The organism is Bradyrhizobium sp. 21, assembly GCF_023073335.1.
GTDB lineage: Bacteria > Pseudomonadota > Alphaproteobacteria > Rhizobiales > Xanthobacteraceae > Bradyrhizobium.
Genome location: NZ_JADPJG010000006.1, coordinates 35,182 through 56,822, shown reverse-complemented (window position 1 = coordinate 56,822; position 21,641 = coordinate 35,182). Strand labels below are relative to the sequence as shown.

Sequence of the window (21,641 nt, the reverse complement as noted above, 5' to 3'; positions counted from 1 at the left end):
ATTCTTTCTTTCAAGACCATTTGGTCTAAATATGAGCGCGCCAGCAGCGCAGGCGGCGATGGCCTCCCTACCTGATGAAGCGGTCGAGGAGGGCGTCAACGGTGGCTTGCGACGTGACCCGCGCCGGTGCCGTTTTTCCAACCACGCGCAGCCCCTCGACGAAACAGACAAGAATTTTGGCGACACTTGGAGGCTCAACGCCATCGGCCAACCTGCCCGCCGCCTTCGCGCGGGACAGTGCATCAGCCACCCTGGTCTCCATGGCTTTGAAAAAGCTGCCGACGCGACGATCAACTTCAGCGTCACGGCCAGCCAGTTCCATGGCTGTGGCCACCAGCAGGCATCCGCGCCGACCGTTGGCACCGCTCGTTCGGTCAACGTAGCCGGCAAGGTAGGCCCGCAAGGCCTCGACCGGCTCCCTGCGGGGGTCGAGTTCGACATCCATCCGTGTCAGGGCATCGGCGACGTAGCGATCGAGCGCTCGCAAGAACAGCGAGTGCTTGTCTCCGAAAGCGGCGTAAAGGCTGCCACGCGAGAGCTTCGTCGCTCGAAGAAGGTCCGGCAGCGCCGTGGCATGATAGCCACGCGACCAGAACACACCCATCGCACGTTCGACAGCGGCTTCCGGGTCGAAACTTCGGGGGCGGCCACGGGGCAGCTGCACTGGGGTTGGGCGGCGCATCGACGGTATATAGACCAATCGGTCTTTAATTCCAAGCATTAGAGCCTCGAATTTTTTGCGTGTGTTGCGCTCTGATGGTTCGGGCGGTGGCCCGGCAATCCGGCCGTTATGAATGCCCTAACCTGCCTCGCGCCGGCGGCTCTCGCTGCTGCTACGCTGGGCGAGACGGCTGCGATGCAGCGCGAACAGCTCCAGCACCTTGTCGGCGGGCTTTGCGGCGCTGAACAGATAGCCCTGCATCTCCGAACAACCGAGCGCGCGGAGCAGCCGCTGCTGCTCCTCGGTCTCGACGCCCTCGGCCGTGGTGGTCATGCGGCGGGCGGCCGCCAAATTGACGACGGCCTGCACGATGCTGGCGGAGCCGTCGGGGCCGGCGATGTCGTTGACGAAGCAGCGGTCGATCTTGATCTTGTCGAACGGGAAGCGGTGCAGATAGCTCAGCGAGGAGTAGCCGGTGCCGAAATCGTCGAGCGCGATGCGCACGCCGATGGCGCGGAGCTGATGCAGGATCGCAAGCGCGGTGTCGTCGTCGCGGATCAGCACCGCCTCGGTAATCTCGAGCTCGAGCCGGCTCGCCGGAAAATTGGAGGCGGCGAGCGCCGCCATGATCTTCAGCGCCAGCGTGCCGCTCTTGAACTGCACCGGCGAGACGTTGACGGCGAGGCGGATGTCGTCAGGCCAGTTCGCCGCGTCCCGGCAGGCGGTCGCCAGCACCCATTCGCCGATCTCGTTGATCAGGCCGGTGTCCTCCGCGATCGGGATGAACTCGGCCGGCGAGACCATGCCGCGCTCGGGATGGCGCCAGCGCACCAGCGCCTCGCAACCGGTAATGCGGTCGTCCTTCAGGCCAAGGCAGGGCTGGTAATAGACCTCGAGGCCGCCTTGGAGCCCGCCTTGGGCGATGGCGTGGCGCAGGTCGATCTCGAGCTGCCGCCGCTCGTGGATCTTGGCATCCATCTCCGGCTCGAAAAAGCGATAGGTGCGGCGCCCGGCGGCTTTGGCGGCGTACATGGCCATGTCCGCGTTCTTCAGGATCTGGTCCAGCGCCGTTCCGTGTTCCGGTGCCAGCGCGATGCCGATGCTGGCGTCGGTGGCAAGATGATGGCCCATGCAGTCGAACGGCGCGCGGATGGCCTCAAAGACCCGCGCCACGAGCTCGTTGACCTGGTCCGGCGAGGTCACCGCGCTCTGCACAATGGCGAATTCGTCGCCGCCGAGCCGCGCCACGAAGTCCGCCGGGCCGGCGCAGCGGCGGAGGCTCTGCGCGACCGACTTCAGGAGTTCGTCGCCGACGAGATGGCCGAGCGCGTCGTTGACGCCCTTGAACTCGTCGATGTCGATGTAATGCACCGCGAGTTGTTCGCCGCCGGTGACGAGAGCCAGTTCCTCGCGCAGATGCTCGTGGAACATGGTGCGGTTGGGCAGGTCGGTCAGCGCGTCGTAATGAGCGAGATGGGTGATGCGCTCCTCGATGCGCCGGCGCTCGGTGATGTCCTCATGCGTCGCCACCCAGCCGCCGTCCGTAAGCGGTTCGTTGACGATCTGGATCGAGCGGCCGTCGGAGGTGTCGACAACCATGGAATTGCGCATATGGATGTCGCGCAGGACCCGTGCGACATACGAGTCGACATCGCCGGTGAACGAGCCGGTGGCCCTGCGGTGTGCAATGATGTCGTGGAAGCTGCAGCCGGGCCTGACAATTTCGGCCGATAGCCCATACATCTCGATGTAGCGCTGATTGCAGATCACGAGCTGCTGCGAGGCGTCGAACAGCAGCAGACCCTGGGTCATGTTGTTGACGGCGCGGTCGAGACGCTGCTTCTCCAGCGTCAGCCGTTCCCGCGAAAGGCGGTGCTGCTCCAGGAGCTTGCGCACAATTGCAATCAGCACCCCCGCGATGGCGAGCGCGGAAGAGGCGGCGACCGAGACCAGGATGCCGATCTGCTCGCGCCAGTCCGTCAGGGCCGCGGCGCGCGTCGTGGTGGCCATCATCAGAATCGGGAAATGGGGCAGGGCGTGCGAGGAGATCAGCCGGTCGTCGCCGTCGACGGGGCTGATGAAGCGGCCGGCGAAATGGTCGAGTCCGAACACCCTTTGCTGCGCGAACGGACCGTTCTTGAAATTCCGCCCCATCAATTCGCTGGAATGGGGATAACGGGCGAGCAGCGTGCCGTCCCGGTGCAGCATCGAGATCGTCGCGCCTTCGCCGAGCACGACGGACTCGAAGAATTTTTCGAAGTTCGCCGGCTCGATGCCGCGCCCGACCACGCCCAAGAACTCGCCGTTCGGTCCGACGATCTTGCGCACGATCAGGATGGTCCAGGCGCCGGAGACGCGACTATGCAGCGGCTCGATCAGGACGTCGGGCGCATTGGGATCGTACCGGAAGGTCCGGAAATAGGCGCGATCGGCCAAATTGACCTTGGGCACCGGCCATGTCGTCGACGAATTGATCAGATCGCCGTCGGCATCGATGATGTTGACGCCGCCCATGTAGGGCAGCGCCTCGATCTTCGAACGCAGCATCCGGTGGACGTCCTCGCCGGAGAGGCGCTTGCGATAGTCTGCCGCACTGGTGATGCCGCTCCCGCGAACGTGGTCGACGAAATCCTTCTGGATGACCGCGAAATCCTGCAATTGCTGGTCGAAATGATGGGCGAGCATCAGCACGGTGTTTTCCAGCTCGCGGCTGGAGTTGCGCAGCGCGCGTTCGCGGAAATTCTGCGCCATCAGCGTCGCGCCGACGGCAATCGCCGCGATCAGAAGTGTGCCGCCGACCACCAGCCAGCGGATCGGTCCGCTGCGCACGAAGGCCTGGCCAAAAAGGCGACTGCCAAATCTCGTCATCATGATCGTTCGTTGCCGTGCACACGCCAGGGTCAATTCTTGGCCCCGGAAACATCCGTTGGTTTACGGGAACGGGATGGAGGCGAAGTTAGCAAGGTGGGTTAATGCGCCATGAACGGGCACGCACAAAAGCAACCGATGCGCGGGAGGCGAGAGGTGCAGAAACTGCCGGGAGCTTGCGCGGGGCCGGACACTTCCTGCCGGTCATCGCGATGATCAATCGGAGCTTAACCATCTAAGGTGCTGGCGATCCTCAAGTCCGCATTGGCACACGAATTGCGAGCGCCTTCGCAACGATGCGGAAGGATACGATCATGAAGAATACTCTGAAGAATTTTCTCGCCGACGAAACCGGCGCAACCGCGATCGAGTACGGCCTGATCGCCGCCGGCATCGCGCTCGCGATCATCACCGTGGTGAACGGCATGGGCAGCAGGCTCAATTCGAAATTCGGGTCGATCAGTGCGTCGCTGAGGTAACCGTGCGCTCAGGCGCGGTAATGGCCGGACTTGCCGCCGAGCTTCTCGAGCAGATGGATACCCTCGATGCGCACGCCACGCTCGACCGCCTTGATCATGTCGTAGATGGTGAGGCAGGCGACCGAGACGGCGGTGAGCGCCTCCATCTCGACGCCAGTCGGGCCCGTGACCTTCACGCTGGCGCGGACGAGGCAGCCCGGCAGCTTTGCGTCGGGCTCGATGTCGACCGTCACCTTCGACAGTGCGAGCGGATGGCAGAGCGGGATCAGCTCTGAGGTGCGCTTGGCAGCCATGATGCCGGCGATGCGGGCGGTGCCGAGCACGTCGCCCTTCTTGGCATTGCCGGACACGATCAGGTCAAGCGTCGCCCTGGTCATGACGACGCGTCCTTCCGCGACTGCGAGCCGCTCGGTCGCGGGCTTGGCCGACACGTCAACCATGCGCGCCTCGCCAGAGGCGCCAATATGGGTGAGGGCCGTGCCGGCCTTGGTCCTGGCCGGTTTCGTAGTGGACGGCTTGCGCGCCATGTCAGCGCGTGCCCGTCGCGCGCGCCGTCGTCTCGCGTGCGAGCAGCGTGCGCGTGGCAGCTGTGACGTCGGCTTGCCGCATCAGGCTCTCGCCGACCAGGAAGGTCGACATGCCGACGCGCTCGAGCCTGGCGATATCGGCGGGCGTGAAGATGCCGCTCTCGCCGACCATCAGCCGGTCTCCGGGGACCAGCGGCGCCAGCGTCTCGCTGGTCGCCAGCGTGGTCTCGAAGGTGCGCAAATTGCGATTGTTGACGCCGATCATGGGCGAGCGCAGCTTCAGCGCGCGGTCGAGCTCGGCGCGGTCGTGGATCTCGATCAGCACGTCCATGCCGTAGGCGAGGGCGGCGTCTTCAAGATCCTTGGCGGTCGCATCGTCGAGCGCGTCCATGATGATGAGGATGCAATCGGCGCCATGGGCGCGAGCTTCGACCACCTGGTAGGGATCGAACATGAAATCCTTGCGCAGCACCGGCAGTGACGTTGCCGCACGCGCGGCCACCATGAAGTCGAGATGGCCCTGGAACGACGGCGTGTCGGTTAGCACCGACAGGCAGGCCGCGCCGCCGGCTTCATAGGCCTTGGCGAGCTGCGGCGGATCGAAATCGGCGCGGATCAGGCCCTTTGACGGCGAGGCCTTCTTGACCTCCGCGATCAGCGCGTAGTCGCCGTTGGCGTGCTTGGCCTGGATTGCGCGCACGAAGCCGCGCGGTGCGTCTTGCGCCTTGGCTTGCGCCTCCACGGTCGACAGCGGCCGCGCGCGCTTGGCCGCGGCGATCTCCTCGCGCTTGTAGGCTTCGATCTTGGTCAGGATATCCGACATGTCAGGCTCAGCCGTTGGAGACCGCGATCAGGTGTTTCAGCCGCGCGCTCGCCGCGCCGCTGTCGAGCGATTTTGCGCCGATCGCGACACCCTCCTTGAGGTCCCCGGCGCGTCCGGCCACCACCAACGCCGCGGCGGCGTTGATCAGCGCCACGTCGCGGTAGGGGCTCGGCTTGCCGTCGAGCACGCTCTGCAACGCGATCGCATTGGCGTCGGCATCGCCGCCCTTGAGTGCGCCGGGATCGCAGCGGGGCAGGCCGGCGTCCTCGGGCGTCACCTCGAAATTCCGGATCTCACCATTGTGGAGCGCGGAGACGAAGGTCGGGCCGGTGAGGGTGATTTCGTCGAGGCCATCGGATCCGTGCACGACCCAGGCGGATTCGGAGCCGAGGTTCTTGAGCACCTGCGCCAGCGGCTGCACCCATTGCCTGGAGAATACGCCGACCATCTGTCGCTTCACGCCGGCCGGATTGGACAAGGGGCCGAGCAGATTGAAGATGGTGCGTGTCGCGAGCTCCACCCGGGTCGGGCCAACGTTCTTCATGGCGGGATGATGGGCAGGGGCGAACATGAAGCCGATGCCGCATTCGCGGATGCAACGGCCGATCTGGTCCGGCCGGAGGTCGATCTTCACACCGAGCGAGGCCAGCACGTCGGCTGCGCCTGAGCGCGACGACAGTGCGCGATTGCCGTGCTTGGCGACCGGCAAGCCGGCGCCCGAAACCAGGAAGGAGGCGCAGGTCGAGACATTGACCGAGCCGGAGCCGTCGCCGCCGGTGCCGACGATGTCGACGGCGTCCGCGGGCGCGTCGACTGTGAGCATCTTGGAGCGCATCGCCGTAACAGCGCCGGTGATCTCATCCACGGTCTCGCCGCGCACGCGCAACGCCATCAGGAGGCCGCCCATCTGCGAGGGCGTGGCCTCGCCGGACATCATGGCGTCGAAGGCGGAAGCAGCTTCCCCACGCGACAGGCTGGCGCCGGTCGCCACTTTTCCAATGATCGATTTCAGGTCGTCCATCGCGTGCTTTCAACTCACTGGTTCGCGCCGGTCACCTGCGCGAAGGCGGCCTGATTAATGGTGGTCCCGATGTCGGTTTCAAGCTTGTTGACGTAGGACGCGACCTGCTCCTCGGTCCGCGCGCGGTCGAGGCTGTCCTTCAGCTTCTTGACCGCGTCGGAAGCGGCGTCGATCGCGGGATCGACGATCTCGGTGACGCGGAACACGATCACCTCGGCCCCGCCGGTGACCGGCGTCTGCCCGACGCCGTCCTTGGCGGCGCGGAAGGCTGCCGACACCACGGCCGCAGGCACGGAGGCGGGCGAGTCGTCGCGCTTGAAGCCTGTCGCGGTCTCGACCTTGGCGCCGATCGCGGCTGCTTCGTCGGCGAGCTTGCCGCCGGATTCGAGCTTCTGCACCATTTCGGTCGCCTTGACCTTCAGCTTGGTCGCGATCTGGTCCTGGCGCCAGCGCGCCTCGACCTGGTCGCGAACCTCGTCAAGATTGCGGTCGCGCGAGGGCGTGATGGCAAGCACGTCGTACCAGACATAACCGCCCTTGAACGAGATCGAGTCGTTGTCGACGCCGACATCGGTGTTGAAAGCCTGCGACACCACGTCGAGGCCCTGCGGAATGCCGGAGACCGCCTGGCCGTTCGGGGCGCGGCCGGAACGGTCGACGGCGTCGATGGTCACGGCGGAGAGGCCGAGCTTCTGTGCTGCGTCGATGACGCTGGCGCCGCCGCCGCGCTCGTCTTCCATCTTGTCACGGAGATCGGCGACCTTGACGCGCGCGCGCTCGATAGCGATCTCGCGCTTGATGTCGCCGGCAAAGCTCGCGTAGTTCGCCTCGTTGCCCGGCTCGATCTTGTCGACCTTGACGATCGACGTGCCGAGACGGCCCTGGATCGGCTGGCTGACCTCGCCCGCGGGAAGCGCGAAGACGGCGTCGCCGATTGCCGGATCGAGCGAAGACTTGGTCACGAGCCCGAGGTCGACGTCGGACGCGGTCAGTCCGCGCTCCTTGCCGAGATCCTCGAACGACATTCCGCCGGCGAGCCGCTCGCGTGCGGTCTGTGCTTCAGTGGCATTGGGGAAAACGATCTGATGAATCTGGCGCTTCTCGGGTGTGCCGAGCCGGTCCTTGCGCTGATCGAACACCTTCTTGGCATCCTCGTCGGACACCTCGCTCCATTTGCCGATCTCCTCCGGCGAGACCACGACGAAGGCGATCTTGCGATATTCGGGCGCGCGGAACTGGACCTTGTGATCCTCGAAATAGGCGGCCAGCGCCTCGGGCGAGGGCGCCTCGATCGTGCCAGCCTGGGCTGCGTCGAGCCTGACGAATTCAATGGCGCGCTGCTCGTTCTGGAAGCGCGTCAGCACCTCGAGCATCGCCTTCGGCGGCTCGAGGCCGGCACCGATCGTGCCGGTGATCTGCCGTCGCAGCGAGACCTTGCGCTGCTCGGCGACGTAGCGCTGCTCGGTATAGCCGAAATTGCGGATCACGGCCTGGAAGCGGTTCGAATCGAAGCTGCCGCCGACGCCCTTGAAGTTCGGGTCGTTCATGATGAGCTGGCGGATCTGGTCGTCGGACTGGCCGAGCCCGAGCCGGCGCGCCTCTTCGTCGAGGGCGGCTTCCGCGATCGTCTGCTGGAGCACCTGGCGGTCGAGCCCGAAGGCGCGGGCCTGGTCAGGCGACAGCGGACGGCCGGCCTGGCGGCCGATCTGCTGCAGCCGATCGGTGTAGATCTGGCGGAACTCGTTCAGCGAAATCTCGGTGCCGCCGACCTTGGCCACGGTGGATTGCCCAAAGCCCTTGAAGATGTCGGCAATGCCCCAAACGCCGAAACTGATGATCAGCACGCCCATCACCACGGCCATGATGCTCTTGCCGAGCCAGTTTGATGAGGCCTTGCGCATTCCTCGAAGCATTTGGTCCAACTTGTCTGGCAGGAGGGGAACGGGAGCGCGTCTTAATGCAGATTCAGCAAAAGCGCGTCACCAAATTGATCAATCATCATAAAGTGGCGGCTTTCCCCCCGCAACCTCAGGTCCAACAGGCTTTCGATCCCTGCGGTTAAAGGCCTCTGGTCTCTGGAACTGCCGCGGCACCTCTGCTAGCGCATGCACAAACCGAATTTTGCTGGAATTTGACATGACCGATGCCCTCCGAGCCCTGATCGCCGGCAACTGGAAAATGAACGGCCTGAAGACCTCGATTGCCGAATTCGACGCCATGCTCAATGGTGCGGCAGAGGTGGCCGGCAAGGCCGACCTGCTGGTCTGCCCGCCGGCGACCCTGATCGCAGCCTTTGCCGAGAAGGCGCGCGGCAAGACGGTCGCGGTCGGAGCCCAGGATTGCCATCCCAAGGCCTCCGGCGCCCATACCGGCGATATCGCCGCCGAAATGTTGGTGGATGCCGGTGCGACCGCCATCATCGTCGGCCATTCCGAGCGCCGCGCCGACCACGGCGAGGGCGATGCCCTGATCCGGCAGAAGGCCGAGGCCGCCTGGCGCGCCGGCGTGGTCGCGATCGTCTGCATCGGCGAGACGCAAGCCCAGCGCGATGCCGGTCAGACCCTGGACATCCTGCGCAGCCAGCTCACCGGCTCGCTGTCGGACGGCTCGACCGCCGCCAATCTGGTCGTGGCCTACGAGCCGGTCTGGGCAATCGGCACCGGCCTGACCCCTACGGCCCAGGATGTGGAGCAAATTCATGGGTTTATTCGGGAGTTCCTGACCTCCCGGTTCAAGGCCGATGGCGGGAGGATGCGCATCCTCTATGGCGGCTCGGTCAAGCCCTCGAACGCAGCCGAGCTGATGTCCGTGAAAAACGTCAACGGCGCACTGGTCGGCGGCGCCAGCCTGAAGGCGGCCGAATTCCTTGCCATTGCCAAGGGCTGCCCCTAGCTAAGGCGCTGCCCCTAGCTAAGCGCGGCCCTGGCTAATCCCAAAGCGTGGATCCTGGCCCGATCGGGGGTGGCAATGCCGTTTCCGATCGTGTAACACCGCGCAACTTCAGGAAAACCCGCGAAGCGCGATCGGCCGCCGTCTCGGCGCTGTCGGCTTGTGACGGAAGGACACTATGCAGACTGTTGTCATCGTCATTCACCTCATGATCGTCGCCGTCATGATCGGCGCCGTCCTGCTCCAGAAGTCGGAAGGCGGCGGCCTCGGCATGGGCGGCGGCGCGGGCTTCATGTCGAGTCGGGGCACCGCAAATCTCTTGTCGCGCACGACCGCGATCCTGGCTGCGGGCTTCTTCCTGACCAGCCTGTTCCTGTCCTGGCACGCGGGCTACAACCGCGCGCCTTCGTCGCTCATCGGCACACCGGCGTCGCAGACCCAGCCGGCCGGTGGCGGGCCGATCGCGCCGCCGACCTCGGGCGGCATCCTGGATTCGCTGAAGAAGGCCGACGAGCAGCAGCAGGCTCCGGCACCGAGCGGCCCGCAGGTACCGCGCTCGCAATAAAGCAGGGGGGCCATGCAGGGCGGCTTCTACCGTCCTGCATCAAAAGCCCCCATCAAGGCTCTGTCACCACTCTTACTTTTGGCTCACCCACAGGCCCGCAAAATCTTTGGGGCGGAATACGAATCGCTTTGGCGAATCGAATTCGAGGGATTAGAGGTTAAGCCCCATGGCGCGGTACATATTCATCACCGGCGGCGTGGTTTCTTCGCTCGGCAAGGGTCTGGCTTCAGCGGCACTCGGTGCCCTGTTGCAAGCCCGGGGCTACAAGGTCCGCCTCCGCAAGCTCGACCCCTATCTCAACCTCGACCCCGGAACGATGTCGCCGTATCAGCACGGCGAAGTGTTCGTGACCGATGACGGCGCGGAGACCGATCTCGATCTCGGTCACTACGAGCGCTTCACCGGCCGACCGGCGACGAAGCAAGACAACATCACGACCGGGCGCATCTACCAGGACATCATCTCCAAGGAGCGGCGCGGCGATTATCTCGGCGCCACCATCCAGGTGGTTCCGCATGTCACCAACGCCATCAAGGAATTCGTCCTCGACGGCAACGACGATTACGACTTCGTGCTGGTCGAGATCGGCGGCACCGTCGGCGACATCGAGGGCCTGCCGTTCTTCGAGGCGATCCGCCAGCTCAAGAACGAGCTGCCGCGCGATCACGCCATCTACATTCACCTGACTCTGCTGCCCTACATTCCGAGCGCCGGCGAGTTGAAGACGAAGCCGACGCAGCACTCGGTCAAGGAGCTGCGCTCGATCGGCATTCAGCCGGACATCCTGCTCTGCCGTACCGACCGCGAGATCCCGAAGGAGGAGCGGCGCAAGCTCGGGCTGTTCTGTAACGTGCGCGAGAGCGCCGTGATCGAGGCGCGCGACGCCGACAGCATCTACGCTGTCCCTCAGGCTTATCATGCCGCAGGCCTCGACGACGAAGTGCTCGCCGCCTTCGGCATCGGCTCGCGGATTCCGCCGGAGCTGCGGAGCTGGCAGCAGATCAACGAGCGCATCCGTAATCCCGAGGGCAACGTCACCATCGCCATCGTCGGCAAATATACCGGCATGAAGGATGCGTATAAGTCGCTGATCGAGGCGCTCTCGCATGGCGGCATCGCCAACAAGGTGAAGGTCAATCTCGACTGGATCGAGAGCGAGATCTTCGAGAAGGAAGATCCCGCGCCGTTCCTGGAGCACGTCAACGGCATTCTGGTGCCCGGCGGCTTCGGCCAGCGCGGCGCCGAAGGCAAGATCCGCGCGGCGCGGTTCGCGCGCGAGCGCGACGTGCCGTATTTCGGCATCTGCTTCGGCATGCAGATGGCGGTGATCGAGGCGGCGCGAAATCTCGTCGGCATCGAGGAGGCCAACTCCACCGAGTTCGGCCCCACCAAGGAGCCGCTGGTCGGCTTGATGACGGAATGGCTGCGCGGCAACGAGCTCGAGAAGCGCTCGAACGCGGGCGATCTCGGCGGCACAATGCGGCTAGGGGCCTACCCTGCGGCGCTCACGCGCGGCAGCCGCGTCTCCCAGGTCTATGGCGGCGCGACCGAGATTTCCGAGCGTCACCGCCACCGCTACGAGGTCAACACCGCCTACAAGGACCGCCTCGAGCAGCACGGCCTGAAATTCTCGGGCCTCTCGCCGGACGGCGTGCTGCCGGAGATCGTCGAGTACGAGGATCATCCCTGGTTCATCGGCGTCCAGTTCCACCCCGAGCTGAAGTCGCGGCCTTTTGAGCCTCATCCGCTGTTCGCCTCGTTCATTCAGGCGGCGATGGTGCAGAGCCGATTGGTGTAGTCAGCGACCTGGTCCCGGTTGTCTGAACAGAATCTTCGCGCCGTCGAATGAAGGGTCTGCCAGGACTGGGCCGCCATGCGTTACCCGCCGTCGGCAGAACCCCACTGATCGCCCTGTCAGATTTGCGGAGCCGGCTCTAACCGGTGCATCGATCTAACTCGATCCAGACATTTCCTGAACTCCAGTCTCAATCGCACCAGAGCTTCCGCATCGTGGGCAGCGATGACGTAAGACCACTTGCGAACCTTGTTAAGAGATCGGCTGAATACCGGGTTGTAGATGAAAACTCCGCATCCCGTTTTCCGGTCAAACCGCGGAAAATCATCTGCAGCCAGAAGGTCGCTCATGTCCACCAGTGGACAGTCTTCAATAAACCCGTATCGACTGTGGCTTCCCTCGATATCGAGACCCATTCTTTGCAAGAAGAAATAGGGGTACGTCGAGGAATTGAATCGCGGATTGAAGTCGACTGCCAAGATTTCCTGTTTCGCGGTGATGATATAGTCCACGCCGAATACACCCTGGAAGTCCGGTATCGCGTCAGCGATTTTTTCATTGAACTGCCAGATCGCCGACAGCTGCTCCGCGCTAAGCGCGTGCGGCGACAGGTTTCCCTTGAAGTGAAAGTTGCTGATGCGCTGCTTCAACGCGAACAGGCGCTCGGTGCGGTTCAAGATGCGAATCGACTGAGCAACGGGAGATGAAATTGCGGTATGGACGGCCTCGGCGAGGAGCGGATACTGCACGTTCTCGATGGCGGCTTGCAGCTGCTGGATGTTTTGTACGGTCGTCAGCTTGCGGTGATGTTCTTTGAGGATGATGTCGCGGTGACCCTGCCGGCGCGCGGCGGCAAAAAATTGCGACACCTCGGAGCTGTCCCGGCAGATTGCGCTGAAGGGCACCGGGACGCCCGCCTTCAACAGCGTTGAGTAGTTCCCGATTCTGTCGATGACCCTGTTGAACACTTCGACCGGAGGTATGCACTCAGCCGGACCGCTTGGAAGGCCGAGGATCTGGTCCAGTCTGAGATCGTGATACGAATAGTATGTCGAGAGGCAGGATCCTGGAACCGACAGAGCCGCCTTGACGAGCCGAAGGGCAGCGGGGTCCGCGACCAGATCATGCGATACGCTGGCGCTGCGTCTTGCGGGACTGATTATTTCGGCGGGGCGGCAGTCGAGCCCGGCGAGGTATTCGAGATAGCGGCTGCCAAATCCCAGTAGCTCGTGCATGACGCACCGTCTTGCGCCGAGCAGCATTGGGTTGGTGTCGAACTGGTCCCAATCGTCTTCACCCAGGACGTGATTCCAGTCATCGTGAAGGCAGACCGCACGGTCCATGAGACTCGTGAGTAGCTGGTATCCGGCGGATTCGTCGCAACGCGCGCCCATGTCGATCAAGCCTGTTCGAAGGTCAGCATGGGCCGGTTCGACGTTATTGTTCGTCCGTGCGCTCGCAGCCTCTTCCTGATCAAATAGGGAAGGCTGAAATTTCTTCGGTGCGCCTCTTCATCATAGGTATGAGGGCTACCAGCCAGCCTGGCGAGCTTGGCGCCGAGACTGCGCATGTCGAATGCTATTGGTGCGTCTGACGCAAGAACAAATCCCCAGGGCAGTCCGTAGGACGGGACATCGAGAAGATATGGTGATGTCGTCTGAAACAGTGTCGCGAGCGTGTCGTTTACGCTGGAAAAGAAATGACCTTGAATATGCTCAACCGGTCCCGCTTGCGTGACCAGGATCCCTCCGGGAGCAAGCGCGGTCTTCAACTTCTTGAAGTGTTCCTCGGTATAGAAGCCGACTGCTGCCGTGCCGGCAATTGCGTCCGCGACGTCGTTGAAGATCACGTCGAACGGTCCCTTGAGGCCATGCAGAAGGCTTCCGACATCGCCGAAGCTCAGGCGGATGTTCTTGCTCCAGTCGACGCCGAGGAACATGTGCGGCAAATGCTCCTGGCAGATCTCAAAAGCGCGGCGATCAATATCGATCATCTCGATCGAATTGACTGACGGGCACTTCATGGCCTCCCTGATAATCCCGCCGTTGGCGCCGCCGACGCACAGGACATTTTCCGATCTGTCCCGCGCGAGATAGGCCGGTAGCACGATGCCTTCATGATAGATCGCCTCGTCAAACTGCGTCGACTGAACGCGACCGTTGAGCAAGAGGCTCAAGCCATACCGCGCCAGCCGGACGATCTTGACGTTCTGTACAGGGGTGTCTTCTTCGTAGATGACCGCCTCGATACGATGGCAATGCCGCTCGTCGCGGTTCAGCCACTCCACCACTTCATGCATGTCGTTTCTCGAAAAATGGATCACATCCGCTCGGCAACAATGAGGGCGTAACCGAGCAAGCCCTGTTCGGTCAGCGAGAACTCGGCCCTGGCCAGGTCCAGGCTCGTGTCGAACTGCTTTTGGGACGTGCGCCGCATGAGTTCTTCCCTGCAGACAAGCCGCTCCCGGATTTGCGAGGCCTGGAGCGCTCTGAAATGCGGGCTCATGTCTTCAACCATCACGCTCCGGAACGAGGCCGCGCCCATGATCTCGATGTATTCGTCAGTCGAGTAGATCGCGGGACAGGCCCATCCGACTGTCGCAGCGTCATAGGACGGCTCGGGAATCAGACCTTTCCTGGTCCGCTCCATGAATGCCACGCGGCCTCCGGAGCGTATAAGCCGGCCGAGCTTCGCAAACAGCTCTGTGGCGTCGAAGTGACACCACGCACCTGTTCCGTAGGCGCCGTCAAATCGTTCAAGCTCGGATACATCGTAGAGGTTCTGCTGCCGAAGCGTTACCCGATCGGACGCAGGTGAACGGCTCACACGTTGTCGACCTCGAGCGATGTGCCTGGAGGAGATGTCAACGCCGATGATGTCCCACCCGAACTCTTCCGCATAAAGGCAGGCGACGGCGCCGGGCCCGCAGCCGCCGTCGAGCACCCGGGCGCCCGGCGGCAGAGCCATGGCCAGCCCCATCCGCCGCAGGTCGGAGGCGGTGTTGTCGCTGTACTGTCCGACATACTCCGACGGTCCGTACGCGCGCGGATAGATGAGTTCCTGCTCGGGTGCATTGTCGTCGAGCGCTTCGTCGTAAAGTTGGCGGACCCGCTCGAAATCCTCGGAATGAACACGCTGCATGTCAGGCCGGCTCCAGCTCCGCTGGGATCGTGGAGGTGTCAATCTCGCGTTCCCGAATGACGTCGATCTCGCCGTTCAGGCGGACGAGGACCTCCACCGGTGCAAACTGCCCAAGGAACTGCGTTGTGAGCGCGAAGCAATAGCTTCCGGCATGTTCAAGGCGCAGGATGTCCCCCTGGGCGAGGGTTGGAAGACGAACGCCCTTCGCGAGGTAATCCCGTGAATAGGTTGTGTTGCCAACGACGTCGCAGAGCTTGGCCTGGGGGCTGACATCGGTTTTGCCATTGACGGATACTGGGTGGTATTCGTCGTACATCAGCGGCCGGGGGAACTGGCTTACGCTTCCGTCGCAACCCACGATCAACCGGTCGGCGCGCTCCTTCAGATCGACGACGCTCGTGCAGAAGATCGCGGAGTCGCCGAACAGCGATCGCCCCGGTTCGAGGATCAACTTGATGGAACGCCCACGCTTCTCGGAATATCGCGTAAAACTATCGGTAATCGCCGCACCGTAGCTCGGATAGTCAAAGTAAACGCCGTTCAGTCCCTCGGTCGGGAACCCGCCACCGAGATCGACATATTGCAGGTCGGGGAATGCTTCGGCGGCGGAGAGAACCTCCTCGGTACCTGTCACCAAATAGCGGTAGTCGGCGATGTCTGTGCCGAGGTAGACGTGCACTCCCGCAATCGTGATGCCAAACAGGTCTGCGATCCGACACGCCTCGTGAAATTCGCTCGCGTAGATTCCGATCCGGCTCTCTTCGCCTGTAAAGACATTGCCGCGGGAGTTCTCGGCGATGTTGATCCTGATGCCGACAGACCGGCGCCCGCCGAGCTCCTGGACCAGCCTGCCGAACAGCTCGAGTTGCGGAAGTGAGTCGATGTTGATTTCCACGCCGCGCCGAATGAGATCACGAAGGGTCGCTTCGGTGATGCCCGTTGCCGTATAGATGATGTCGGAGTGGCCGAAGCCGCTTGCGCGCGCCAGAGCCAGATGCTTGGCCGAATTGACAAACACCTTCAATCCGCGCCGACGTATCAAGTCGAGAAGACAAACGTTGTTGTTTGCCATCGTAGCGAAGTGAATCGACTTGTTCTGATATCGGATTGAAGTGAATCGATCGATGCTGCTCAGGATCGATGCTTCGTCGTAGATGTAGCAGGGTGTACCATACGTCTCGACGACCGACTTCACGACTGGCGCGTTCAACATTTCTCACTCCTACTCCGGCAGTCGTGCACATAGCCGGTTCGCGCACGCTGAAAACCTAGGAACTATCCTAGGTTGGCCACGTCCACGCCAAAAAAGGCAAAGAGCGGCGTCGAGGGAGAACATGATGTGGTCATAATCAGCGCTACCGCTCGCGGGTTGAGCTGCAGCGCAAGTCGGGATGGGACGTTGTCATGAAGGCCAGCGCAGATGCCAGGAAGAGTAAAGCGGCGATTGCAGCATTTGCCAGAAAGCTGCGGTCAGCAACATAAAGCTGAGCGCCTATGCTTCCGCCTATCGCAGTCCCTGTCTGAAAGGCCGCCGCCAGGACCCCGTTCGCGCTGCCGCGCTGGTCTGGGGGGACGATGGACATCGTGAAATTTATCACGATGGGGAGCAGGATTGCGCGACACGCGCATACCAGGAAATAGGCCGCAATCTGCCCCGCAAGCATCGTCCCCAGAAACGGAAGGGCAGCGACCGATGTCGCGGTGAGCCCTGCCAGGACCGAGCGCGTCGCGCGATCCGAACCCAATTGGCCCCCGACAAATCCCGTAAAGAGTGCTCCCGCGAGGCCTCCCAGACCTCCGGCGAGGAAGATCAGGCTGACGTTGTAGCCTGTCTCGATGCTGGATCCTTGAGTGAGCAGCCACGATGGGTACATGGACAGAAACACGAACATTCCGCATGAATAGAGCGCATACCCCGTCAAGGGACGATGGAGAAGCCGATTCCGGAGCACTGAAAGGGTCTGGCCCAAATCGGATATCAAGCCCCGCTGGTTCGTGCGTGCCGCAGCGAATTGCGGCGGAGGCAGCCTGGAAATCATCACGGAAAGGAGGCCGGCATAAACCGCCAGCGCGAGAAACGACCAGCGCCACCCCGCCGTTTCAGCGATCAGGAGTGTGAGGGGGATTGCGAGCAGCTGGGCGAGCGAGGACGCCGCTGAGACGTAGCCGGTCACCTTCAATGTCTGCGTCCGGTCGAAATGATCAGGTATCGATGAGAAGATCGAACAGCTGATCATCGACATGAAGACCGCCGTAAGCCCCCTCAGCAGGATGGCTTGCCAGGCATAGGTGACGGCGCTGCTGGCAACGAACAGAACGGCGCAGGACAACGATCCGACAAGCAGGAATCGCTTTCTGCCCAAACGATCGGCCACCGGGCCAATCAGAAGATTGCCTGGCAGAGAGATGAGCGGGAATATCGAGACGAGCAAGGCTCTTTGCAGGTCAGTCAGGGAGACATCGTGCGCAATGAATGGCAACGTTGTTACGATGAGCGTGATGTTTGATATCACGTAGAAATAGGCCGCACTCAGCGTGAATGTTCTTGCCACAATCAAGCCTCGAATGGATCGGATCTGGTGGATGGTGCCGGCGGCGGCGATCGCGCCGAGGTGCCCGCGGTGGGATTCATCGTCTAGCCTGAGAGAAAACGGGCGCATCGACAGCGAGTGGTCGCGCAAGGGCCGACGGTGATTGAATCTCGATGTCGTAGGCTAGCGCGTTGGAGCGCTCTTGATCTCGCCGATCCCGAACAGGGCGTTGTGCCGGCTCTCCATGCCGGGGTGCGCCATGAAGATGGCGTCGAGCTCCGGAAGCGGATGGCGAGGCTGAACTTGATATCCGGTGTTTCCGGGATAGACGGAATTCACGGTCAGCGTGACCGGATCGACCTCTGCTTTGGGATAGACTGCGCGGCAAACGGCGAGCGCGAGCTCCGTTAGCTCGCTATCGGCGCGACCATCGCGCAGATCAGGCGCCACGCGCCTGCACATTGCGGCGTTCTTGAACCACACCACGGGGTTCCGCGTTCGCCATGCCAGGAAGAGCGTGCCCGGCTTTTGTGCAATTTCGTGCTCCAAGACAGGAGCCGTTAGCGCACTATATAATCCGTAGCCTCGATCAGCGGCATACATGCAGCTGTATCGCCGGAACAGCACCGGTTGGTCGCCGACCATCAACCGCCTGGATACCGAGAATCCAATGACCTTGTCCTGCCGGCTCAGGACGACCACACGGTCTCGCTCGGAGAATAAGTCCGGCCCGACTTTACGAAAGAAGTCGGCGGGTAAACCCCAGATCGTCGAGGCGATCTCGTCGAACGCAAATGCCAATTCATACCGGCGCGAAACGGGAACGTCTTCGCCGCTCCAATAGAACGTGAGATCATATTCACCGGAGCGCCTGAGTTCGCCCGAATTGCGTAACACGTCTGTCATCGAGTTCATCCGTTCTCTACCACCCGAAGATCATTCAAGCGAGGTCGATTTCTAACAGAATGATTTCGAGGAGAACGCAAACTCTCTCATCGGATTCTGATCGGTTTGCTTGAAGTTATTGCAACCGGGCAAACTATATCGCGCAAAGATTATGGTTGTCAAAATGGCGGTGGACTTCTAAAGGTTGTCTGGCCGCGGATCGAGTCAGCATCATCCGACGTTTGCCCCTCCCGAAGGAAGCCGTGCATGAGAAGCCTCACCTCGCAAGAGCTGGAATGTATGCGATGGTGCAAGGAGGGAAAGACAAACTGGGAAATCGGAGAGATCCTTGCGATCTCGGAGAAAACGGTAGAATTCCATCTGACCAATGCGATGCGAAAGCTTGGTGCGGCAAATCGCATTTCAGCTGTGGTTCAGGGAATCAAGGAAGGCCTCATTCCGCTTTAGCGGCCCGTTGAATTGAGCCGGATAGCGGCGCGGGCGTCGGATACGCTTTCGCAAGCCTGTAGACAAGCCTAATCGTATTTTGACGCTGTGCCATAACCGCTCCTTGGGTCACGCCGGGTCAATGGACACGGGCGTGGCTCCATCGGGCCGCAATTTTGTCGGCGCTTCGCCTCAGCGACGGATGATGCCGTCACACGTGTTGCATGGTTTCCGGTGCGACCCGCGTTGAGGCGTCCGGCGCACGCGACCCCGTCACGAGCTTCATCTGCGGTCGGCGCGTCAGCTTGTAGACGGCGGCCGGCGGCACGTTCAGCAGGGCACGATCCACCAGCTTTGCGCGCAGGCCGAGCCGGTCGAGCACAGGCCGCGGGATCGGGCAACTCATGCCGTAGGTGAACTGGTAGAAGGCGCCGCCGGGGCGGACGTAACTGAACGCGCCACCGATGATCGAGACGACCTTGCGCGTCGACATGTTGAGCAGCGGCAGGCCGCTGACGACCGCGCCGACGGGCGCGCCGTCATAGAGACGCTCCGTTGCCAGCCGCCCCGCATCCATCCACAAGACGCGTGCGTTGGGAAAACGCATCTGGAGCAGCTTCATGAAGTCGGAGCCGTATTCGATCAGTGTGAGGTCTTGCTGGCGCACGCCGCGTTTGAGCAGCTTGTAGGTGAACGCGCCGGTGCCGGGGCCCAGCTCGAGAACTGGGCCGGTCGATGCGGTGATCTCGCGGGTGATGAGATCGGCGAGCGCCGCGCTTGACGGCGCGATCGCGCCGACCCGACGCGGGGCCGACATCCAGGACAGGAAGAACGAGAGGAAATCGTTGGGCATGCGCACTCCGGCATTTTGCTTGGCGCCTCGCAGATCAAAAGTGAGGCGGCTAAACAATCGCTCGTGTGCATTGCGACAGCATTGCGTGCGGCAATGCCGATTGCGTCAATTCTCCCGGACCGGCGGCAGCGTGATCCTGAAGCATGTGCCGCCGATCGCTCCGTCCTCGATCGAGATGTGGCCGCCATGCAGGAGCACGATCTCGCGTACCAGGTTGAGCCCGAGGCCGGCGCCGCGATCGAGCGGCGTCAGACGGTAGAACGGCTCGAAGATCATCTCGCGTTGATCGACGGGGATGCCTGCGCCTTCGTCCGAGACTTCGATGCTCGCGGGCCTGCTGACGCGAATGCCGATGGTGCCGCGGCGAGGGCCGTGCTGGATCGCATTCTGCACGAGGTTGGTCAGCGCGCGCTCCAGTGCCGCCGCATCGCCGATCGTTTCGATCGGCGTCTCGGGTGCATCGAGCGCCAGCTCGTAGCCGGCGGCAATCGCCAGCGGCGCGAGATCGGCGGCTGCGCTTTGCGCGATCGCGACCAGGTCGACGCGCGTGAAGGGATGGCTGCAGCGGTCGAGCCGCTGAATGTCGAGCAATTGCTCGGTAAGCGTTGCCAGCCGCGCGGAATCCTCCAGCAGCCGGGCCTTGTCCGGCCCTGGTGGAAGCGACTCCAGCCGCGTGTTCAGGATCGCGATCGGCGTGCGCAACTCGTGTGCGGCATCGGCGACGAACCGCTTGTGGCGGACATAGCCCTGGTCGAGCCGCGCAAGCGCGTCGTTGACCGCGGTCACGAGCGGCACGACCTCGAGCGGAATCCGGTCCAGCGACAGCCGCGCGCCGCGTTGGTGGATGTCGATGCGCCGCGCCTGATCCGCCGTGGTGTCGAGTCCCCCGAAAGCGCGCCGCACGATCATCGGCGTTGCGATGAGGGTCGCCGTTCCCATGAGGAGCAGGCCGGGCAGGGCGATGCCGAGGAATGCAAGCGATGTCATGAACAGCGCCTTGGCGCCGGTCAGTCTGCCTTGCGTCGCCGTGATGATTTGCACATTGCCGGCGTCGGTGTCGACCCGTTTCAGTCGCGCCGGGGGCTTGCGTGGATCGTCCTCGAACAACTGCCAGCCGAGCCGCGCCTGGCTGATCTGGTCGAGGCCACCGCCGATCGCGGCGAATTCGGCCGGCACGGCGCCTTCGCTGAGCGAATGCCCCTGCCTGTCGCGGACCAGGAGCCAGAGGTCGGGGGTCTCGCGGCGCAATTGGTTCAGCTCGGTCGTCGATCGCAGGGTCAGGTTGCCTTGCGCGTCACGCGCCAGCGCGCGCTGGACGAGGTCGATCACGCGATCTTCGTCGCGCTCGGCCAGCACGAAGCCCGACGCGCACAATGCCCCGACGACGACGGCAACGAGCGCCGTGAGCAGCGCGGCCTGGAGCGACAGCAGGCGCCAGCTCAGCCGTGAGCGCAGGCAATAGGGTTCGTCGTGCTTGCTCATGGCATCTTCTTCAGCAGATAGCCGACACCGCGGATGCCGTGGATCTCCACGCGTGCGTCGGCCTCCGAGAGTTTGCGGCGCAGCCGCGACACATGGGTATCGAGTGCATTCGACTGGATCTCGTCGTCGAAACTGTAGACGGCTTCTTCCAGTGCCGAGCGCAGCACGGTCCGGCCCATGCGGCGGATCAGGGCTTCCAGCACGAGGAGCTCGCGCCGCGGCAGCTCGAGCGGAGCCCCGTCGATGCTTGCCTCGCGATGGCCGAAATCGAAAGCGATGCGGCCCGCGTGCATGATGTCGGGCTGCAGCCCGGCGGGCCGGCGCAGCACGGCGCGCAGCCGCGCCAGCAATTCCTCCACCGCGAACGGTTTTGCCAGATAATCATCCGCCCCGCAGTCCAGTCCGGAGACCCGGTCGGCGAGTTCGCCGCGCGCCGTCAACACGATGATCGGCACGCCGTCGGCGCGTGCCCGCAGTTTCGGGATCAGGGCGAGACCGTCGCCGTCAGGAAGCTGGCGATCGAGCAGGACGGCGGCGTGGACGTCGGCAGAAATTGCCTCTTCGGCCTCGGCGAGGGTGGGGGCGTGGTCCACCACCATGTCGTAGCGCTTCAGTGCCGACGCCAGCGCGTCGGCCATTTCGGCCTCGTCCTCGACGAGTAAAATCCGCATGAT

20 protein-coding genes are annotated in these 21,641 nt (G+C 63.0%); 5 read left to right on the top strand and 15 right to left on the bottom strand.

The genetic code is table 11. From position 1 onward, the window contains the following. Nucleotides 1–67 precede the first annotated feature (67 nt). Nucleotides 68–604 (bottom strand): TetR/AcrR family transcriptional regulator, encoded by a 537-nt coding sequence (locus IVB31_RS10010; protein ID WP_247321361.1) that lies wholly within the window; start codon nt 602–604, stop codon nt 68–70. 195 nt (nt 605–799) lie between these two features. Beyond that, complete coding sequence (locus IVB31_RS10005; RefSeq protein WP_247321359.1) at nt 800–3,532, bottom strand: EAL domain-containing protein; 2,733 nt, start codon at nt 3,530–3,532, stop codon at nt 800–802. 311 nt (nt 3,533–3,843) lie between these two features. Between IVB31_RS10005 and IVB31_RS10000 the strand changes: the two genes are divergently transcribed. Beyond that, nucleotides 3,844–4,008 carry a Flp family type IVb pilin gene (locus tag IVB31_RS10000; protein WP_247321357.1) on the top strand — a complete coding sequence of 55 codons (165 nt, stop codon included), beginning with the start codon at nt 3,844–3,846 and terminating at the stop codon, nt 4,006–4,008. Between the two features lie 8 nt (nt 4,009–4,016). Here IVB31_RS10000 and moaC read toward each other — a convergent pair whose 3' ends face one another. The 4 genes from moaC to IVB31_RS09980 are packed head-to-tail and all read right to left on the bottom strand — an operon-like array spanning nt 4,017 to nt 8,292. Next, entirely contained in the window at nt 4,017–4,535 is a 519-nt protein-coding gene (gene moaC / locus IVB31_RS09995) for a cyclic pyranopterin monophosphate synthase MoaC (protein ID WP_247321355.1), read from the bottom strand. 1 nt (nt 4,536) lies between these two features. Further along, nucleotides 4,537–5,358, bottom strand: a complete 822-nt coding sequence (gene trpC, locus IVB31_RS09990) for an indole-3-glycerol phosphate synthase TrpC (RefSeq protein ID WP_247321353.1) — start codon at nt 5,356–5,358, stop codon at nt 4,537–4,539. Between the two features lie 7 nt (nt 5,359–5,365). Further along, nucleotides 5,366–6,379, bottom strand: coding sequence for an anthranilate phosphoribosyltransferase (gene trpD, locus IVB31_RS09985; protein ID WP_247321352.1), 1,014 nt, complete (start codon nt 6,377–6,379; stop codon nt 5,366–5,368). Nucleotides 6,380–6,393: 14 nt separating this feature from the next. Further along, the gene (locus tag IVB31_RS09980) at nt 6,394–8,292 is read right to left on the bottom strand and encodes a peptidylprolyl isomerase (protein ID WP_247321350.1); all 1,899 of its coding nucleotides are present in this window, start codon (nt 8,290–8,292) and stop codon (nt 6,394–6,396) included. A gap of 223 nt (nt 8,293–8,515) precedes the next feature. Here IVB31_RS09980 and tpiA point away from each other — a divergent pair, with 223 nt between their 5' ends. The 3 genes from tpiA (at nt 8,516) to IVB31_RS09965 (ending at nt 11,631) form a co-directional block, all read left to right on the top strand. Further along, complete coding sequence (gene tpiA, locus IVB31_RS09975; protein WP_247321348.1) at nt 8,516–9,271, top strand: triose-phosphate isomerase; 756 nt, start codon at nt 8,516–8,518, stop codon at nt 9,269–9,271. Between the two features lie 175 nt (nt 9,272–9,446). Next, complete coding sequence (gene secG / locus IVB31_RS09970; RefSeq protein ID WP_247321346.1) at nt 9,447–9,833, top strand: preprotein translocase subunit SecG; 387 nt, start codon at nt 9,447–9,449, stop codon at nt 9,831–9,833. 166 nt (nt 9,834–9,999) lie between these two features. Further along, nucleotides 10,000–11,631 (top strand): CTP synthase, encoded by a 1,632-nt coding sequence (locus IVB31_RS09965; RefSeq protein WP_247321344.1) that lies wholly within the window; start codon nt 10,000–10,002, stop codon nt 11,629–11,631. A 116-nt stretch (nt 11,632–11,747) separates the two neighbouring features. Here the strand turns inward: IVB31_RS09965 and IVB31_RS09960 are convergent, their stop codons facing one another. The 6 genes from IVB31_RS09960 to IVB31_RS09935 all read right to left on the bottom strand — a co-directional run bounded on the left by IVB31_RS09960 (nt 11,748) and on the right by IVB31_RS09935 (nt 18,215). After that, nucleotides 11,748–13,022: an ATP-grasp domain-containing protein gene (locus IVB31_RS09960; RefSeq protein ID WP_247322085.1), complete on the bottom strand. Its 1,275-nt coding sequence runs from the start codon at nt 13,020–13,022 to the stop codon at nt 11,748–11,750. 5 nt (nt 13,023–13,027) lie between these two features. Beyond that, nucleotides 13,028–13,927, bottom strand: a complete 900-nt coding sequence (locus IVB31_RS09955; protein ID WP_247321342.1) for a hypothetical protein — start codon at nt 13,925–13,927, stop codon at nt 13,028–13,030. Between the two features lie 20 nt (nt 13,928–13,947). Further along, a complete protein-coding gene (locus tag IVB31_RS09950) occupies nt 13,948–14,769 on the bottom strand; it encodes a class I SAM-dependent methyltransferase (protein ID WP_247321340.1) in 822 nt (273 codons plus the stop codon). A 1-nt stretch (nt 14,770) separates the two neighbouring features. Continuing rightward, nucleotides 14,771–15,982 carry a hypothetical protein gene (locus tag IVB31_RS09945; protein ID WP_247321338.1) on the bottom strand — a complete coding sequence of 404 codons (1,212 nt, stop codon included), beginning with the start codon at nt 15,980–15,982 and terminating at the stop codon, nt 14,771–14,773. Between the two features lie 142 nt (nt 15,983–16,124). Next, a complete protein-coding gene (locus IVB31_RS09940; RefSeq protein WP_247321336.1) occupies nt 16,125–17,429 on the bottom strand; it encodes an MFS transporter in 1,305 nt (434 codons plus the stop codon). 54 nt (nt 17,430–17,483) lie between these two features. Further along, the gene (locus IVB31_RS09935; protein WP_247321334.1) at nt 17,484–18,215 is read right to left on the bottom strand and encodes a hypothetical protein; all 732 of its coding nucleotides are present in this window, start codon (nt 18,213–18,215) and stop codon (nt 17,484–17,486) included. A gap of 237 nt (nt 18,216–18,452) precedes the next feature. On the opposite strand from IVB31_RS09935, the gene IVB31_RS09930 reads away from it, so the two are divergent. Continuing rightward, entirely contained in the window at nt 18,453–18,653 is a 201-nt protein-coding gene (locus tag IVB31_RS09930; RefSeq protein ID WP_276576606.1) for a helix-turn-helix transcriptional regulator, read from the top strand. Nucleotides 18,654–18,843: 190 nt separating this feature from the next. Here the strand turns inward: IVB31_RS09930 and IVB31_RS09925 are convergent, their stop codons facing one another. From IVB31_RS09925 to IVB31_RS09915, 3 genes are all read right to left on the bottom strand, one after another. Then, nucleotides 18,844–19,485 carry an rRNA adenine N-6-methyltransferase family protein gene (locus IVB31_RS09925; RefSeq protein WP_247321332.1) on the bottom strand — a complete coding sequence of 214 codons (642 nt, stop codon included), beginning with the start codon at nt 19,483–19,485 and terminating at the stop codon, nt 18,844–18,846. A gap of 105 nt (nt 19,486–19,590) precedes the next feature. Then, a complete protein-coding gene (locus IVB31_RS09920) occupies nt 19,591–20,967 on the bottom strand; it encodes a HAMP domain-containing sensor histidine kinase (RefSeq protein WP_247321331.1) in 1,377 nt (458 codons plus the stop codon). Further along, complete coding sequence (locus tag IVB31_RS09915; RefSeq protein WP_247322083.1) at nt 20,964–21,638, bottom strand: response regulator transcription factor; 675 nt, start codon at nt 21,636–21,638, stop codon at nt 20,964–20,966. Before IVB31_RS09915 ends, IVB31_RS09920 begins: the two co-directional genes overlap by 4 nt. Nucleotides 21,639–21,641: the final 3 nt, after the last annotated feature.